This is a genomic window from Marinobacter sp. MBR-99 (assembly GCF_040547575.1).
Taxonomy (GTDB): Bacteria; Pseudomonadota; Gammaproteobacteria; order Pseudomonadales; family Oleiphilaceae; genus Marinobacter.
Genome location: NZ_JBEPPY010000022.1, coordinates 1 through 15,341 on the forward strand (window position 1 = coordinate 1; position 15,341 = coordinate 15,341).

Genomic DNA, 15,341 nt, shown 5'->3' on the forward strand with positions numbered 1-15,341 from the left:
TTGAGTTTTTCTTGGTCCACTTGTGTACCCACGATGGTATCCTTTTGAAAAGATTACTCAGTCGTGGGCAGTTACACAATTTGGTTTACAGGCTCTTTCATAACCGACCGGTGCGGGTGTATCGAATGGCCTGCGAAGATTGGACATTGCATAACCGATTGTCGTAGTGCGTCCTGGAGCTCCCTCACTTTAGTGCCTACGCATAGCCTATGATGAAGGTTGAACCGTTGATGATATTTCAAAAGCTTATCGCCGCTACTTTACTTACCTTATTCACCTCAGTTGCCGCTGCCGACCAACATAACACCCTGATTAAAACTGTCGAGAAAGTCGCTGACGACATAGAGGCCCTTGTGGGCTTTGCTGCCTATGATCTGGAATCGGATCAGCGTTGGGAGTATCACGCTGATCAGCGTTTTGCGATGTCCAGCACGTTTAAAACCCTGGCTTGTGCCGCCCTGCTCCATCGGGTCGATACCGGGCAGGCGAACCTCGCGAGAAAAGTGAATGTTTCAGAATCCGACCTTGTGACCTACTCCCCCATCACAGAGAAGCACGCTGGTGGTGAGGCGATGACCCTTTCAGATCTTTGCGAAGCAACACTGACAACCAGCGACAATACAGCCGCAAATCTGGTTTTACGAGCATTGGGCGGGCCGGAGGCCGTAACCTCGTTTGCTAGGCATTTGGGAGACGATGTAACACGTCTCGACCGCTGGGAAACGGAACTGAATGAAGCTGTACCAGGCGATAACCGGGATACCACAACGCCAAATGCGATGGTCAGGAACCTTCAGACCTTGCTGTTGGGCGACGCCTTATCCGAACCGTCCAGAGAGCAATTGCGTGATTGGCTTGAGGGCAACCAGGTTGCGGACGGACTTTTTCGGGCTGCGGTACCAGAAGACTGGATTGTCGCAGATCGAACCGGGGCTGGTGGTTTCGGGTCGAGGTCTATTACGGCCGTCATCTGGCCACCTGAACGGCAACCTATCGTTGTGGCGCTGTACCTGACTCAAACGGACGCTTCTTTCGAAGAGCGGAATGCGGCAATTGCTGAGATCGGTGAAGCCATCGTGTTGACGGCGAACGCAGGCCGGTAGATTAAAACCCAATAACTGCCGCTGGACGTCGTTCTTCGCGGCACAACCGTTCATTGGCACAAAAAAGGACTCTTTGTGGCTGCTTTGGAACCGCTGGTCAGTGTCATCACCCCCACCTTCAACCGTGAGCGAACCATCACACAGGCTGTCGAGTCTGTGTTGGCCCAGTCGTATCCCCACTGGGAGCTGATCATCGTTGATGATGGCTCCCAGGATGGTACCCACGAGAAGCTGGCCGGCTACCTGGATGACCCACGTATTCAGTACCATTTTCAGGAGAATCAGGGCCAGAGCATCGCCCGGAATCTGGCGCTTCAGTACGCCCGAGGAGAGCTAGTATGCTTTCTCGATTCTGATGACCTGTGGGTGCCAGAAAAGCTGGAACGGCAAGTGGCGCTCATGAAGGCCCATCCGGAGGTGGATGTTCTTCACAGTGATGAAATCATGATCGATGAACAGGGCCGCGAGTTGTCCCGCAAGAATATGCGCCGGTACTCGGGCCGGATTGCCCGGCAGATGTTGGTGGACAACAGCGTGAGCATCAACACGGTCATGGCGCGGCGGAGGTGTTTCGATGCCATGGGCGGGTTTTCCGGCCGTTACGGCGTTGCCGACGACTACGATATCTGGCTGCGTTTTTCAGCCCGTTTTACGTTCCTGTATGTGCCCGAGTATTGGGGCTATTACCGGGTGATGGCAGATCAAATTTCCAGCGACAAGAACCGCCGATTTGCCGCTAACGAAGCGATAATTCGTGATTTTATCAAAGAATACGGAAGCACACTCACCCCCGGTGACATCCGTTGGGGCCTGGCACGCTTCTATTGCCGTAAAGCCCGCCATTTTGCCTCAGTTGGAGACTCCGCGACGGCCTGGAGCGCGATTACTCAGGCGTTGCGGTATGCTCCCCTGGATTCGGTGGTATGGCGCGCCGTTTATCGAGTGATCCTTCCCCGCCGTGGGGTGAAACAGAACTAATATTGGTAGTCTCTCAAAACTGGCTTTCATCAAAAAAAGGAATGGCCATGAAATTCCCATGAGCTCCAATCACCTTCTATAGTTAAGTTTGCCACCAGCGCGGAGATTGACCACCACAAAATATCTGATCAAGGATTGATAATGGACAGCGTTATTGACCTTCTTAACGAACGAGCAACAGAACTTCTAGAAGGTGCGCGCGCATTAGACACTGACCTTAGCGACAGTGACAGCGAACCAAGCATTGAAGTCGCCGCCGAACAGCTCCGACACCTCTGTGAAAATCTGACTTTCATCGTATCCCAACTTGAACAAAGGGATTCACCGCTCCATCAATTGGTTCGCACGATCGACGGTGTGAAACTAAGTCATTCAGTCGAGAAGCTATCAAAATATCTCGCGGATCATCGCGCGACACTCATTCGCCTTCAAGTTCCGGAACATCTCGTTTCAGGAACTATTGATGCGCTTTCATTCGAAGCCTCCAATGGGGAAAACGCCCTCGACCATCCGCAATCACTCGGAATTGATGATGCACTGGAGCCACTACGACAGCTCCGCAATTTGGTTTGCGAGATCGCGAACTCAGCCGAAGTCGCAACGATAGTTGCAGATCACCGTATTCTCAAACAAGTGGCTGCTGGCTGTATTGGAGCCGCAACCGTCATATTGGATATTACGGCGGCGATCACCGCCGCACCAAGCGACCCAAGCGCTTGGGTTCTATTCAAGGCTGTTAAGTCCATTTGGGGCGGTGGCAATTCCATTTATAAAGCCGTTCGTGAGTTGCGCGGAATGTTGACAACAATCCTTCAGCATTCAAAGTCTGCAAGTAATCACGAGAAGCTCAGGCGTATCAGGCCCAAAAGACTCAAGAAGGAATGATGAAGTTAACTGTATCCGGCGGGCAGAGGAACCGTATCGATCGATGCGGATTCTGTAATGACGACGGGCTGAATGGCAGCGATTGATCATTGCACAACTCATTGGCTCGGAATAACGGTGGCGCGGTTGTCGCGCCACCGTGAGGATCAACTCGCTGACTTCGTCGCTGAACCGGTCAGGCTCAGGATTGCATCCACCATCAGGAAGACCAGCAAACTAACGCCCATCACAGGCGCAAACAGCCCCAGGGCAACTGCGATACCTGCCATGGTTACCAGCGCCAGTGGCGATGCCTTTCTGAGTTCAGCGAATACCCGCCGTGGGTTTGGCCTGGTATCGGCGGAGCGTATGGGGCGGCGCAGCCACCACATGCGGTAACCCAGTACGATCAGCACACACAAACCCAGCGCACAGGCAGCCACAAGTAATTGGTTTGGTAATCCAAAGAGAATCCCCATGTGGGCATCAATGCCCCATCGTGTGAGTTTCGCGGCCAGCGGAAAGTTCTCGAATTTCACATGATCAGTCACGGCCATCGATCGGGGATCAACAGCCACCATATCCACCTGGGTTGGCCAGCTACGATCAATTTCCCTGACGACCCAAGCCCGCTCAGGGGTAGTGCCCGGCCGGATTTCGAGAATGCTGGCGTCAATCCCTGCTCGTCGCGCGCGCTCCAGTACGGCATCGTAAGTGGAGGCGTTATCACCACTGCCCCGCACCGGTCCCGCCACCTCGTGCCCTGCGTGTTCACCGTGGGCATGGCTTACCTCGCTGGAAACCGCTTCAAGCTGGGTATCCAGTCTTGGTGTGGCCCAATCCAGCTGGGTGCGTAGCTCGGCGATGTTGGCTCCGGCCCATTTCGACCAGGTAAGCCCGGTGACGGAAAAGAACAGGAATGCGACCAATAACACCAGTCCAATTCGGCTGTGCCAGTTGCGGAGGCTGCTATGCCTGGTGGTCTGTCCGTTTTTAACCACTGCACGCCTTCGCCACCACAGCACCAGTCCGCCCAGTGCCACAAGCCACAGCCAAGACGCAGCCAGCTCACTGTAATACCTGCCGGGTTCTCCGAGGTGTAAGTGTCTGTGGAAGTAGTCAATCCAGATGCGAAAAGGCAGCGTGCCGCTCGTTCCATAGACCACCAGTTCGCCATGGATACCCAAGTTGACCGGGTCAACAAACACCGCTTTGTGTTCAAAGGGCTGAAGGCCGTCAACCAGAAACATAACCCGTGTGGTCTGCCCTTCCGCAGGGGCAGGTCGAACGGCCGCCAGTGTGGCGTCGGCGCCTATATGCGCCCGGGCCGCGTTAATCTGATTGGCCAGGGGCTGAGGGTTACCGGTGGTGTGGGTGGTCAATTCAGTTTGATAAAGCCAGTTCTCTATCTGGGGTGTCATCGCAAACAACGCGCCGGAGAGCGCTGCCACAAAAATAAACGGCCCAACAAGAAGGCCTGCGTAGAAATGTAGACGCAAAAGCAAAGCATAACCCCAGCGCGGTGCGCCGGTGGACGGGGAATCGTTCATGGTCTTCCTCAATACAGAGTTTTAAGGGAATGTGTAACGTTCAGACCATGATCGGTGGTGCGCGTACCGGCGCGTTCGGGAAACGGGGTATACCACGGGGAAATGAATTCAGGCGACCCAGGACAGCATGGGGACTGGCAATACTCCCGGAAGATAATGGCGCACCCTGTGGAGACAGCGCAGGTAACTTGCTGAGGAGCACACAGTAGCCACACTCTCCGTGGGCCATATGCTGTAGCGGGTCAGAATGATCAGCTTCTTCTGACGGCGGCGAACTGTTGTGGTGGTCGTGGTGGCCGGAGTGAGCATTGGGCGCTTCGTGCTGTCCTGACTGCGCTTGAGTAAGCAGGGGCCCTAAATAGATCAGCACCATGGACAATAAAGCAATCCATGCAGGCCATCGATTGTGGCGTTGTGCTGTCAAATGTCACCTGTTTACCAATGTGAATGGCTAACTATTCTAGCAAGGCTCAAAGCCGGTGCCAGCAGAACATGCATTTCCACAGTAATGGCAGTGGGTGCTATGGTAAAGGTTCATCAGGCCTACTTCCTTTCAGTGCTTAGTCGCCAGCGGGCAACCGGCAGGTTGTGGGGGCAGGCTCATCCAGCAAGAGGGACCTTACATATGCCGGACGCCAAACAACAATTACCGCCAATTGTCTCGAATAAGGAATGGGAAGCCGCCCTCAGCCAGTTACTGGTTAAAGAAAAAGAGGCCACCAGAGCGCGGGATGCCTTGAGCGCTGAACGCCGAAGGCTGCCGATGGTAAAGGTAAAGAATGATTACCTGTTCCAGGGTGAAGAAGGCAGTGTGTCATTTCTTGACCTGTTCGGCGGGCGCCGCCAGCTCATTGTTTATCATTTTATGTTCGCACCCGACTGGAAGGCCGGTTGCGACGGATGCTCCTGGCTCGCCGACGCCATGACTCACCCTGCCCATCTGCATGCCCGCGATACGTCGCTTGTGATGGTGTCACGCGCACCATACGAGAAGCTTGCGCAGTACAAAAAGCGTATGGGCTGGTCGATGCCCTGGTATTCATCTTTCGAAAGTGACTTCAACTATGATTTTGGCGTAACGACAGCTGACGGAGAAAGACACGGCGCAAGCGTATTTCTCCGTGACGGGAATGATGTATACCGGACTTACTTTACCGGTGCCCGTGGCGTCGAGTATCTGGGTAGCCTCTGGACGTATCTGGATTTGACGCCGTATGGTCGCCAGGAAACCTGGGAAGATTCGCCGGAGGGTTGGCCACAGACAAAGCCGTATGTGTGGAATCGCCGACACGATGAATATGACGTCTAACGATGCGTGGGCTGAACATGATGAACCAAAACAGATGGCAAACCCTGATGAGCGCTATGGGGCTTCCGCCTTCAAAATTGTGTTATGACGCGCTCCACGCCGCCTACTCAGAGAAGCGCCGGTTCTACCATACGGTCGACCACATTGATGCCATGCTCACCCACTTTGACGGCGTAAAGGACATCGCTGAAAGACCGGAAGAGCTGGAACTGGCGATCTGGTTCCACGATGCCATCTACAAGCCCCTGTCAAAGACCAACGAGCTGGACAGCGCAAACTGGGCACAGGAGTTTCTTGCCTCCCGTGGTTACGGTGAGGCGGGTATTGAGCGCGTGCACAACCTGATCATGGCCACACTGCACAACGGCAGTGTAAAGGGCCAGGATGAACAGATCATTGTCGATATCGATCTGGCCATTCTCGGCGCCTCGCCCGGTGTGTACGATCAATTTGAACGAAACGTTCGCAAGGAATATCGGCTTGTGCCCTGGTTCATCTACCGAAAGAAGCGAAAGGAGCTACTACAGTCCTTCCTGGACAGGTCCGGTATTTACAATCTAGGGTCATTCAAGGATAGGTTTGAGCGGGTGGCGAGGGACAACCTTAACAGAACCATCGGCACTTTGTAGACAGCACACTCTCTCTGCGAAGCAGATACTTCGAAGAATACGGCGCCCAACCTGTGGTAAAGTCCGCTACACAAATTGGAAAGGGAATTTTCAATGACGTATGGATTAATACTGCTCACGATATTCTCGTTCTTTGTCATCCGCTCCATTCAGTAGCCTGCCGCTGCCGGTTTCGTATACATCAGGGATAGATACTATGAAAACTCAAGTTCTTCGAGGTCTTTCTTCAGCGACATGTGTAGTTGGCGTAATCCTCTCGGTCTCAACGTTCGTTGGGCTTCCCGATACCCTCCCGGAGTTCGCCACCGGGCTCATCATGATGGTCGCGGGTTATGGCAGCTTCAGGTGGGTTTCCAACACCCAGTCACATAATGAACAGCCAAGCGCTAAACCGTCTGCCATCCTTCGCTTTGTTGGGTTGCTGTTTATTATTGTCGGCAGTTTGCTTTTACTACGCGGTATGTTCGGCGTTTTGAGTTCTGCTTTTCTGGTAATGCAAGGAGGACTTGATCAGGAGGGTATAATCATCCTGTTGAAGGTTCTCGTTATTGGCCCTGTTCCGGGTTTATTGCTTGTCTTCGCGGGTCGCAAACTTCGTATGGCGAGCCTGGGGCATTTGGCTGGAGCCAGCCCAAATTAGGTCCCAAACAGCAAGAGCAGGCGGAGCATGATGAATCCTGCGAGTTCCAGTCGGATCAACTCTCTGTGCATGTGAGCCTGTAAGAGTTTCTTGGCGTATCGTGGTTATAGGTTGAATGCGCCTACTTCCGCACGGCCACGAATAAAGGGAACTCTATGCAGCGTTTTTTCAAATTGCATCTCGCACTTCTACTCCTTTTCGTACCTATGCTTTCCCAGGCACAGCCCACAGATTGGCAAGCCCAGGTCGAGCAAGAAGCCGCACAACTTGATCGCCTGCACACCCTGCTCGTTGCCCATCAGGGCGAGGAAATTCTGGCACTGGATTTACGGGGCCAGGGCCTGGATACGCCCGTCAATATCAAGTCTTTGTCTAAAACGGTGCTGGCCGCACTGGTGGGCATGGGCATAAAAAACGAGGTATTCGAAGGCACCGATCAGCCTGTGGTAGAGGCTCTGGGCAATCGGGTGCCAGCATCGGCCACCGAGGGTGTTGAGCACATTACGCTCGGGCATCTGTTGTCCTTGCAGGCGGGGTTACAGCGTACCTCTGGTGGCAACTATGGGCCCTGGGTGGCCAGTAACAACTGGGTCAGCCATGTGCTTACCCGACCCTTTGTAGATGAGCCAGGCGGGCGCATGCTGTATTCCTCTGGCAGCAGCCACCTGCTCTCTGCCGCACTCACCGAAAGTTCTGGTCGCAGCACACTATCCCTGGCGCGGGAGTGGCTGGGGGAAACTCTGGACATAGATATTCCTCCTTGGGACCAAGACCCGCAAGGGGTTTATTTCGGCGGTAACAACATGCTGCTCTCACCCCGAGATCTGGTTAAAGTCGGTGAGCTGTATCGCAATAACGGCCGTGTGGGCGGCCAACAATTATTCCCGGAGAACTGGGTGACTGAATCCTGGAACGGTCGCGGCGAATCCGCTTACACTGATGATCCCTATGGCTACGGCTGGTTCCTGCGGCCCATGGCGGGTGAGATGGGGTACTACGGGCGCGGTTTTGGCGGTCAGGTACTCTACGTGGTGCCAACACTTGAACTGACCGTGGTGATGACCTCAGACCCTACCCCACCTTCGCCGGGTTCGCGTTACCTGCGCCAACAGTTTCAGTTAATTGAAGACCACATTATCCCGGCACTGCCCTAGCGAATGACCATACCCATTGTTCATCACCCGGATTACAGCTTTCCTTTCCCGCAGAAACACCGTTTCCCCATGGAGAAGTTCGGTCTTCTGGCGGAATACATGCGTTCCACGGGGCTGCTTACACGCAGCAACAGCTTTCGCCCAGCGCCTTGCCGCCAGGGCTGGCTCACACAAACCCATTGCCCGGACTACCTGTCCCGTTTCGCCCAGGGCCGGTTGACCCCGCAGGAACAGAAGCAAGTGAACCTGCCCTGGAGCCCGGGCCTGGTGCGACGTACGTTTCTGGCGCCCTCCGGCACTGTGCTTGCGGCACAACTGGCGTTACAACACGGCATTGCCTGCCACCTTGCCGGCGGTACCCATCACGCCCATTTCGATTATGCCTCCGGGTTCTGCATCCTCAATGACCTGGCGATTGCCGCCAACGTGCTGCTTGGGCAGGAAGGCATCAGCAGAGTGCTGATCTTTGATGTGGATGTGCATCAGGGGGATGGCACCGCAGCCCTGCTCGCCAACACACCAGGGGCATTCACCTGTTCCATCCACTGCGAACGTAATTTCCCCTTTGAAAAACAAATCAGTGATCTGGACGTAGCGCTGCCCGACGGCCTGGGTGATGAAGACTATCTGGAGGTTGTTCACGAAACCCTGCAACAGGCCCTGGCGCAATCCAGGCCAGACATCGTGCTCTACGACGCCGGCGTGGATGTCTACCAGGGCGATCCGCTCGGCAAGCTCAATATATCGGAGCAAGGTATTCGGCAGCGGGACCGGCTAGTGCTGGGCGAACTCAAGCGCCGGGGTATTCCCGTGGCCACGGTGATTGGTGGTGGCTACGATGACAACCGGGCCAATCTCGCGAAACGGCATGGGATTGTGGTGGAAGAGGCCTGTGATGTATTTGCCGCCAGCTAATGAGTCAGGACTTCTCCCAACTCATCCAGCGGAGCTTTGGCCTATGATTAACATCAAAGTTTTTTCAACGCGATAACAAGAATTCACAGCCGCAGGGAGCACCACCTCGCATTTCCCCGGCTCAATCGGGAGCCAGCACGTGCGCCACCCGTTTCAGGAAGCGTTCAACATTCGCCGCCACGAGATCATTCCGGTGTTCCTGGCGGTGTTCTATTTCTTCTGTGTGCTGACAGCCCTGATGGTGTTGCGCCCGGCCCGGGAAGCGTTGGGCATGCAAGGCGGCATTGATGCGGTGCGCTGGCTGTTTATTGGCACCGCTGTGATCACCCTGGCCATTAACCCGGTCTTTGGCTGGCTGGTCAGCCGCCTGCCCCGCCGCCTGTTTATTACCGCCACTTACCTGTTTTTTAGTTTTACGCTGCTGGTGTTCTATAGCCTGATGACACTAACCCCGGAAGTGATCGGGGTGACCACCGGGCAGGTGTTCTATGTGTGGTTCAGCGTGTTCAACCTGTTTGTCACCATGGTGTTCTGGGCACTGATGGCCGACCGCTTTTCGTTTGACCAGGGTAAGCGCTTCTTTGGTTTGATTGCGGTAGGGGGAACCCTGGGCGCCATCTTTGGCCCCTGGTTGGCCGGGCGCCTGGCGCAGCCGCTGGGCACCCCGGCGTTGTTGCTGGTCTCGGCCGGTTTTCTGGTGCTGGCGCTGATTGCGGCCTGGGTGCTCACTGGCCTGCAACCCCATAATCCTGCAGAGCGCAAAGACCCCGAAGACCCACCCGCGGTGGATGAGCATGAGCGCATTGGCGGCAGTGCCTGGGAAGGCTTCCGGGCGGTGTTCAAATCCCGGTATTTGATAGGGATTGCCGCCTATGTGGTGATCCTGGCCATTATGGCAACGTTTATCTATTTCACCCGCCTGCATATGGTGGCGGCGATGGAAGACAGCACAGACCTGCGCACCACTCTGTTTGCCCGTATCGACCTGATTACCCAGGTGGCTACCCTGGTGATGCAGGCACTGGTGGCCGGCCACCTGATGAAGCGTTTGGGCGTTTCTCTAACGCTGGCCTTGCTACCGCTGACCGCCGCACTGGGGTTTATCGGGCTGGCCATTGTTGGCTCCTTTGCGGCCCTGGTGGTGCTGGAAGCCTCATTCCGGGCGGTTCAGAGGGCACTGATGCGGCCGGCTCGGGAAACCCTGTTTACCGTGACTACCCGAGAAGAAAAGTACAAGGCAAAGGCTTTTATCGACACCTTTGTTTACCGGGCCGGCGATGTGGTCGGCGCCCAGACCGAAGGCCTGCTGGCCCGGCTGGGCATGGGCCTGGCGGCCATTGCCACCGTGGCAGTGCCGCTGGCCCTGGTTTGGGCTGGCCTGGCGCTGTGGCTGGGTAAAAACCAGCAGCAGAAAGCCGCTACGGCTTCACCAATGATCCAAGGAACACGAGGAGAACCACGCCATGATATCCCGTAGAGCTTATCTGAAACTGGCCATGGCCGCCGGCGTTACCCTGGCCGCCAGGCCCGGCTTGCTGTGGGCGGAGGCAGACCGCAAACTGGAGCTGATTACCCGCCCTATCCCTTCCTCGGGTGAGCGTTTGCCTGGGATTGGCCTTGGCAGTTCCGCAACCTTTTCCAGCACCGCCCGCAGTGAAGACCTGGATGCACTCCGGGAAGTGCTGGAAGCCCTGGTGAAGGAAGGCGGCACCGTGTTTGATACCGCCCCCAGCTATGGTGCTTCAGAGGCAGTCGCTGCGCGTATCGCCAATGAGCAGGGCATAGCCAACGAACTGTTCTGGGCCACCAAACTCAATGTGGCCGGGCGCGGTGGCGGCAAGGCCGACCCGGAACAGGCACGGGCACAACTGGAAACGTCATTCGAGCGGATCGGCAAAGACCCGATCGACCTTATCCAGGTGCACAACATGGCGGACATTCCCACACAGTTGGGCATGCTTAAGGAATACCGGGCCGAAGGCCGGGTGCGCTATATCGGCGTGACCACCACCTTCCCTCAACAGTACGAGGGCCTGGAACGGGTGATGGAGCAAGAGCCGATTGACTTTATCGGTGTCGACTACGCCATCGATAACCGCACCATGGAGGAGCGAATTCTACCCCTGGCGCGGGATAAGGGTATTGCCGTACTGATCTATGCGCCCTTTGGTCGCACCAGGCTATGGGACAAGGTACGGGGCAAAGAGGTGCCGGGTTGGGCGGCAGAGTTCGATGCCCATACCTGGGGCCAGTTCTTCCTCAAGTTTGTGCTGGCACACCCGGTGGTGACCGCCGCCACACCCGCCACCAGCCGGGCCCGCCACATGATCGACAACATGGGCGCGGCCATGGGTGGGCTGCCGGATGATGAGATGCGACAACGGATGATTGCCCATATTGAAAACCTGTGATCACGGCAATGACTCAGGTGCAGTCAAAGGCTGGATTTTCCTGCGGTTGTCGGTATGCTGACTGGAGTAGCGGGCATCAGGGTTGTGAGCCCGCGCTCCAACACAGGTACACACTGAGTCATCATGAGCACAATCACGTCGATCACTATTCGCAAGTACCGTATTCAGGATTTGAGCCCGGTGGTTCGCCTGTTTACCGATTCCGTGCATGAACTCACGGCGGGCGCCTATGATGAAACCCAGCGGTTCGCCTGGGCCTCCCGCACGCCGCATCTGGATACCTGGCGGCAAAGGCTGGAATCGCTGGAAACCCTGGTGGCGGAAGAAGGCCAGGACCTGGCCGGGTTTATCTCCTACGATGACGACGGGACCATTGATCTGGTGTTTACTGCCCCAAACTATGCCCGGCGCGGCATCGCCTCCACTCTGTATCATGAGGCGGAACAGCAGTTGATCGCCAAGGGCGTGAAAGAGCTGAAAACCGAGGCCAGCGTGGTGGCCAAGCCGTTCTTTGAGCGCCACGGTTTTGAGGTGGTGGATGAACAGCGGGTGACGGTTCGCGGTGCCCAGTTCCTGCGCTACAACATGCGCAAAGACCTGACAGCGTAATCAGGCGGGCAGCCTTTGCGGCTGCCCTTCGAATGTAAATGGTGCTGCTCAGCCTTGGAGCGAGGCCGGCAACCAACGCTTCTTGGCCTTCTCCACCAGATCCCGGGCATCGTTGTCCCAGGGGTGGAAGTTCGGGCTGTAAAACTTCAGGTAGGACGGAATCAGTTTGCGGAAGACCCCCGGTTTGCCCCACATGTAGTTCAGGCCTTTGGCCCAGGATTTCAGGTTGCCGAGCTGGCCATCGGCTTTCATCAACTGTACCAGGTGAACGGTGCTGAACAGCGGGAACATCACGCTGACAAACATCATTTCCGTTACACGAATAAACTCGCTGCCGCCCACGCTCTTGTACACATCAAATGCCACGGCCTTGTGCTCGGATTCCTCAATCGCATGCCAGGCCCAGACCGGCGCTATGCGCGGGTCCATTTCTTCCAGGGCATCATATTTAAGCAGGAATTCTTCCGCCATCAGCGCGGTAAAGTGTTCCACCGCCACGGTGTGGGCCAGCTGGCGCTCCGGGGTGAAGCGCTTGCGCATCCAGTTCATAAACCACTGCACTTCCCGCTCAAGCCGGCCAAGATCCACGCCCCGCTCTTCCAGAAAGCCGTTCATCAGTTTGTGTTCTTTGGAGTGATGGGCTTCCTGGCCAATGAACGCACGGATAGCTTTCTTCAGTTCCGGGTCGGTTATCTGGCCCTGATAATGCCGCACGGTATCAATGAAGAACCTCTCTCCGGGCGGGAAGCTGGCAGACAAAGCCGCCAGCAGGAGGGTTTTTGCCGGGTCGTTGTCCCACCAGTACCTGGGCAGATCCTCCGGAAACTCGAAATCCGGGCTGCGCACTACCGGCATAAACCCGGCCGGGGTTGCTGTACGGTACTCGGCTTTGCTGGTTTTCTTGATCTGTGTCGCTGGCGCGTTCATGGCAGAGTTCTCCCGAAGCCTTTGGTGATGTCATGGCTAACAGGCTACGCTGCTCCGGGAGTGGGCGGCAGGTGTTTGTAGGCCAAAATCCGCAGGCAACCGACCACATCGGGCCTGTTTCAGGCATCAGGCTGGCTCGGTAACCCCGGCTGCCAGGGTTCTCACCCTCTCGAAATCTTCCTCGGTGAACACGCCGTTAACACCGGATACGGCCGCCAGCTCCATACCGTGTTTCAGGCCTAGTTTGTAGATTTCCCGCACCTTCTCCCATTCAATGTTCCGGCCCAGGGTAAAGTTCTCAAACCGGGCTTCGAGCGCCAGCACAATGGTTTCTGCCAGGCAGGCATACGCGATGCCCTTGGGCAGGCCGATGTCTTTCATTTTCACGATGCCAGGCAGTTTGATCTCGCCGGATTCGATTACCAGTACATCTGGCCGTTTGGCCACGTCTTCCGCCGGTATATCCAGGGGCCGGGCCACATCTGTGATCACACAGCCAGGCTTTACCTGCATGATGTCGAGAATGCGCTTACCGGCGCCAGAGGTGGCGGTGACCACCATGTCCATATCAGGCAAGTCTCGGTTGGTGGTGGCGGCCACATGCACGATGGCGCCTGGGGTTTCCTGTTCGATGCTTTCCTTGAGGGACAACAGTTTGGCCGCTTCCGGCGCCACCAGATAGATTTCATCCACGGCCTTGGCCAACAGCCGGGCACACACAGAGCCGATAGCACCTGTGGCACCTACAACCATGGCTTTGCCTGCCATCTTCCCGCTCTTGCCAATGCCAACACGGCCGATCTTCTTCGCCGCATCGTGGGCCGCCCAGAGCGCGCCAGAGGCGCTGTAGCTGTTGCCGGTGGTAATAGGCAACGGCGCCCGCTTGGCCACGGTGATCCCAGCATCACCCACTACCTTGGTGAACGCCCCCAGCCCCATGATCTGGGCGCCCAATTTCTTCGCCAGGTTGGCCGCCGCCAGCAAGCGGCTGTAGGTAAATTTCGGGTCGTGGGCCATGATTTCCTTCGGTGTTCCGCCTACGGTGATCAGCCAGCCTTCCACTTCATCCCCGGTGGGCGACTGAATACCGGACACCTTGGAGTAAACAAACGGCGGGGTGTAGGCAATGGCCTTTTCCACCAGGTTCATCACCGCCGGTGGCGACACACTGGCCACCCAATCCAGGGGCGGGGTTTTGGTCAGGTATTGCTGGGACAGCGGATGAATCACAAAGGCAAATCGGTTAATCCGGCGGTAGCCGTTGGGATACAAGATGCGAGGCTCTACCCCCAACTGTTCAATCACATCGAGAAAATCGTCCGCACCCAGTTGCTCCGGTGTCCGAGACAGAGCCGCACTGATCATCGCTTCCATCACATTCACACCCACCGGCCGGCCTTCCAGCCAGGGGCTGTAATCCACCACCATGGCCACGCGCCGGGAGCGGAACCAGTCCAAAGCGGACGCAGTGACCCTCGAGGTAATCACGGTTTTGCCATCCAGCTCTTTCTCGGAAAAGACCTCAAGATCACCTATGGCGCCAACAATCACGTGGCAGTTTTTCACCGCGTCATGCAGCGTACCGCTGATCAGCTTCTCCCCCATTCGGTACAGCGGCGTGCGATGCAAGCGCTCGATCACCTTGACCGCATTGGGGCTGAACATTACCGGGGCTGTCAGCTTTGTATAGGCTTCGAGCTGGTTCAGTGAATTGAGCAGCCGGGGCACACCAAAATCCAGGTATGGGTCGGCGAAGAACAGGTTGTCGGTGTGCTCAGACAAAGCCCTGGCAATACGGAATCCTGCCTGGCCGTTCAGGAACAACACCCGGGCGTTGTCAAAGAAATGGCCCAGCTCGGTTTGTGTGTGGCGAACCGCCCATTCCTGGAGAATGCCCCGCAAGCCCGCCCCTGTCGTAACCGGCTTGTCTGGCACACAGGCTTCAAGCCTGGCGGTGTCCGGGTGCTCAAGTTGCTCACGGCCTACCTGGTAGTGGTCGTGGATCATGCTCAGGCCAATGGCATCTGCCTGGGAACGGATGGAATCGAGAACGGCTTCAGCCCGATCAAGGTTGCCATCGGTGCCCACTCGCACCACGCGAAACCTATGCCCCAGAAACTCGGTTTCCAGCTCGTAGTCGTATTCGGACGATCCCTGGCTGACGCTGACAACGGTTTTCATGGTGGACTCCAGTTTGATCTTGTTATACCTCAAGTCTAGAAGCTGCGATGGGTTCCCGCCTTAGCCCAGAT

15 protein-coding genes are annotated in these 15,341 nt (G+C 56.4%); 11 read left to right on the forward strand and 4 right to left on the reverse strand.

Going from position 1 to position 15,341, the window contains the following annotated elements; all coding sequences use genetic code 11:
* Positions 1 to 209: 209 nt before the first annotated feature.
* The 3 genes from bla to ABIE59_RS16580 all read left to right on the forward strand — a co-directional run bounded on the left by bla (position 210) and on the right by ABIE59_RS16580 (position 2,966).
* The gene (bla, locus tag ABIE59_RS16570) at positions 210 to 1,103 is read left to right on the forward strand and encodes a class A beta-lactamase (protein WP_502915381.1); all 894 of its coding nucleotides are present in this window, start codon (positions 210 to 212) and stop codon (positions 1,101 to 1,103) included.
* Between the two features lie 75 nt (positions 1,104 to 1,178).
* Positions 1,179 to 2,081, forward strand: a complete 903-nt coding sequence (locus ABIE59_RS16575; RefSeq protein WP_354448586.1) for a glycosyltransferase family 2 protein — start codon at positions 1,179 to 1,181, stop codon at positions 2,079 to 2,081.
* A 141-nt stretch (positions 2,082 to 2,222) separates the two neighbouring features.
* The gene (locus tag ABIE59_RS16580) at positions 2,223 to 2,966 is read left to right on the forward strand and encodes a hypothetical protein (protein WP_354448588.1); all 744 of its coding nucleotides are present in this window, start codon (positions 2,223 to 2,225) and stop codon (positions 2,964 to 2,966) included.
* 146 nt (positions 2,967 to 3,112) lie between these two features.
* On the opposite strand, the gene ABIE59_RS16585 is transcribed toward ABIE59_RS16580, so the two are convergent.
* On the reverse strand, positions 3,113 to 4,495 hold the full coding sequence (locus ABIE59_RS16585; RefSeq protein WP_354448590.1) for a PepSY-associated TM helix domain-containing protein: 1,383 nt from the start codon (positions 4,493 to 4,495) through the stop codon (positions 3,113 to 3,115).
* Positions 4,496 to 4,535: 40 nt separating this feature from the next.
* Complete coding sequence (locus ABIE59_RS16590) at positions 4,536 to 4,919, reverse strand: DUF2946 domain-containing protein (RefSeq protein WP_354448592.1); 384 nt, start codon at positions 4,917 to 4,919, stop codon at positions 4,536 to 4,538.
* Positions 4,920 to 5,120: 201 nt separating this feature from the next.
* Here ABIE59_RS16590 and ABIE59_RS16595 point away from each other — a divergent pair, with 201 nt between their 5' ends.
* The 8 genes from ABIE59_RS16595 (at position 5,121) to ABIE59_RS16630 (ending at position 12,162) form a co-directional block, all read left to right on the forward strand.
* On the forward strand, positions 5,121 to 5,804 hold the full coding sequence (locus ABIE59_RS16595; RefSeq protein ID WP_354448594.1) for a DUF899 domain-containing protein: 684 nt from the start codon (positions 5,121 to 5,123) through the stop codon (positions 5,802 to 5,804).
* 17 nt (positions 5,805 to 5,821) lie between these two features.
* On the forward strand, positions 5,822 to 6,433 hold the full coding sequence (locus tag ABIE59_RS16600) for an HD domain-containing protein (protein WP_354448596.1): 612 nt from the start codon (positions 5,822 to 5,824) through the stop codon (positions 6,431 to 6,433).
* Between the two features lie 196 nt (positions 6,434 to 6,629).
* The gene (locus tag ABIE59_RS16605) at positions 6,630 to 7,073 is read left to right on the forward strand and encodes a hypothetical protein (RefSeq protein ID WP_354448598.1); all 444 of its coding nucleotides are present in this window, start codon (positions 6,630 to 6,632) and stop codon (positions 7,071 to 7,073) included.
* 155 nt (positions 7,074 to 7,228) lie between these two features.
* Complete coding sequence (locus ABIE59_RS16610) at positions 7,229 to 8,227, forward strand: serine hydrolase domain-containing protein (RefSeq protein ID WP_354448600.1); 999 nt, start codon at positions 7,229 to 7,231, stop codon at positions 8,225 to 8,227.
* A 3-nt stretch (positions 8,228 to 8,230) separates the two neighbouring features.
* Positions 8,231 to 9,142, forward strand: coding sequence for a histone deacetylase family protein (locus ABIE59_RS16615; protein ID WP_354448602.1), 912 nt, complete (start codon positions 8,231 to 8,233; stop codon positions 9,140 to 9,142).
* Between the two features lie 139 nt (positions 9,143 to 9,281).
* The gene (locus ABIE59_RS16620) at positions 9,282 to 10,619 is read left to right on the forward strand and encodes an NTP/NDP exchange transporter (protein WP_354448604.1); all 1,338 of its coding nucleotides are present in this window, start codon (positions 9,282 to 9,284) and stop codon (positions 10,617 to 10,619) included.
* Positions 10,606 to 11,553 carry an aldo/keto reductase gene (locus tag ABIE59_RS16625; protein ID WP_354448606.1) on the forward strand — a complete coding sequence of 316 codons (948 nt, stop codon included), beginning with the start codon at positions 10,606 to 10,608 and terminating at the stop codon, positions 11,551 to 11,553. Before ABIE59_RS16620 ends, ABIE59_RS16625 begins: the two co-directional genes overlap by 14 nt.
* A 123-nt stretch (positions 11,554 to 11,676) precedes the next feature.
* Positions 11,677 to 12,162: a GNAT family N-acetyltransferase gene (locus ABIE59_RS16630; RefSeq protein WP_354448608.1), complete on the forward strand. Its 486-nt coding sequence runs from the start codon at positions 11,677 to 11,679 to the stop codon at positions 12,160 to 12,162.
* Between the two features lie 48 nt (positions 12,163 to 12,210).
* On the opposite strand, the gene ABIE59_RS16635 is transcribed toward ABIE59_RS16630, so the two are convergent.
* Both ABIE59_RS16635 and ABIE59_RS16640 read right to left on the reverse strand, forming a co-directional pair.
* Entirely contained in the window at positions 12,211 to 13,089 is an 879-nt protein-coding gene (locus tag ABIE59_RS16635; protein WP_354448610.1) for a metal-dependent hydrolase, read from the reverse strand.
* Positions 13,090 to 13,215: 126 nt separating this feature from the next.
* Entirely contained in the window at positions 13,216 to 15,270 is a 2,055-nt protein-coding gene (locus ABIE59_RS16640; RefSeq protein ID WP_354448612.1) for a DUF8754 domain-containing protein, read from the reverse strand.
* Positions 15,271 to 15,341: the final 71 nt, after the last annotated feature.

Bases quoted from the DNA above. Each gene is read 5' to 3' on its own strand.
- ABIE59_RS16595 (WP_354448594.1), top strand. From the start codon at position 5,121: ATGCCGGACGCCAAACAACAATTACCGCCAATTGTCTCGAATAAGGAA.
- ABIE59_RS16625 (WP_354448606.1), top strand. From the start codon at position 10,606: ATGATATCCCGTAGAGCTTATCTGAAACTGGCCATGGCCGCCGGCGTT.
- ABIE59_RS16580 (WP_354448588.1), top strand. From the start codon at position 2,223: ATGGACAGCGTTATTGACCTTCTTAACGAACGAGCAACAGAACTTCTA.
- ABIE59_RS16640 (WP_354448612.1), bottom strand. From the start codon at position 15,270: ATGAAAACCGTTGTCAGCGTCAGCCAGGGATCGTCCGAATACGACTAC.
- bla (WP_502915381.1), top strand. From the start codon at position 210: ATGATGAAGGTTGAACCGTTGATGATATTTCAAAAGCTTATCGCCGCT.
- ABIE59_RS16600 (WP_354448596.1), top strand. From the start codon at position 5,822: ATGATGAACCAAAACAGATGGCAAACCCTGATGAGCGCTATGGGGCTT.
- ABIE59_RS16610 (WP_354448600.1), top strand. From the start codon at position 7,229: ATGCAGCGTTTTTTCAAATTGCATCTCGCACTTCTACTCCTTTTCGTA.
- ABIE59_RS16585 (WP_354448590.1), bottom strand. From the start codon at position 4,495: ATGAACGATTCCCCGTCCACCGGCGCACCGCGCTGGGGTTATGCTTTG.
- ABIE59_RS16605 (WP_354448598.1), top strand. From the start codon at position 6,630: ATGAAAACTCAAGTTCTTCGAGGTCTTTCTTCAGCGACATGTGTAGTT.
- ABIE59_RS16635 (WP_354448610.1), bottom strand. From the start codon at position 13,089: ATGAACGCGCCAGCGACACAGATCAAGAAAACCAGCAAAGCCGAGTAC.
- ABIE59_RS16630 (WP_354448608.1), top strand. From the start codon at position 11,677: ATGAGCACAATCACGTCGATCACTATTCGCAAGTACCGTATTCAGGAT.
- ABIE59_RS16615 (WP_354448602.1), top strand. From the start codon at position 8,231: ATGACCATACCCATTGTTCATCACCCGGATTACAGCTTTCCTTTCCCG.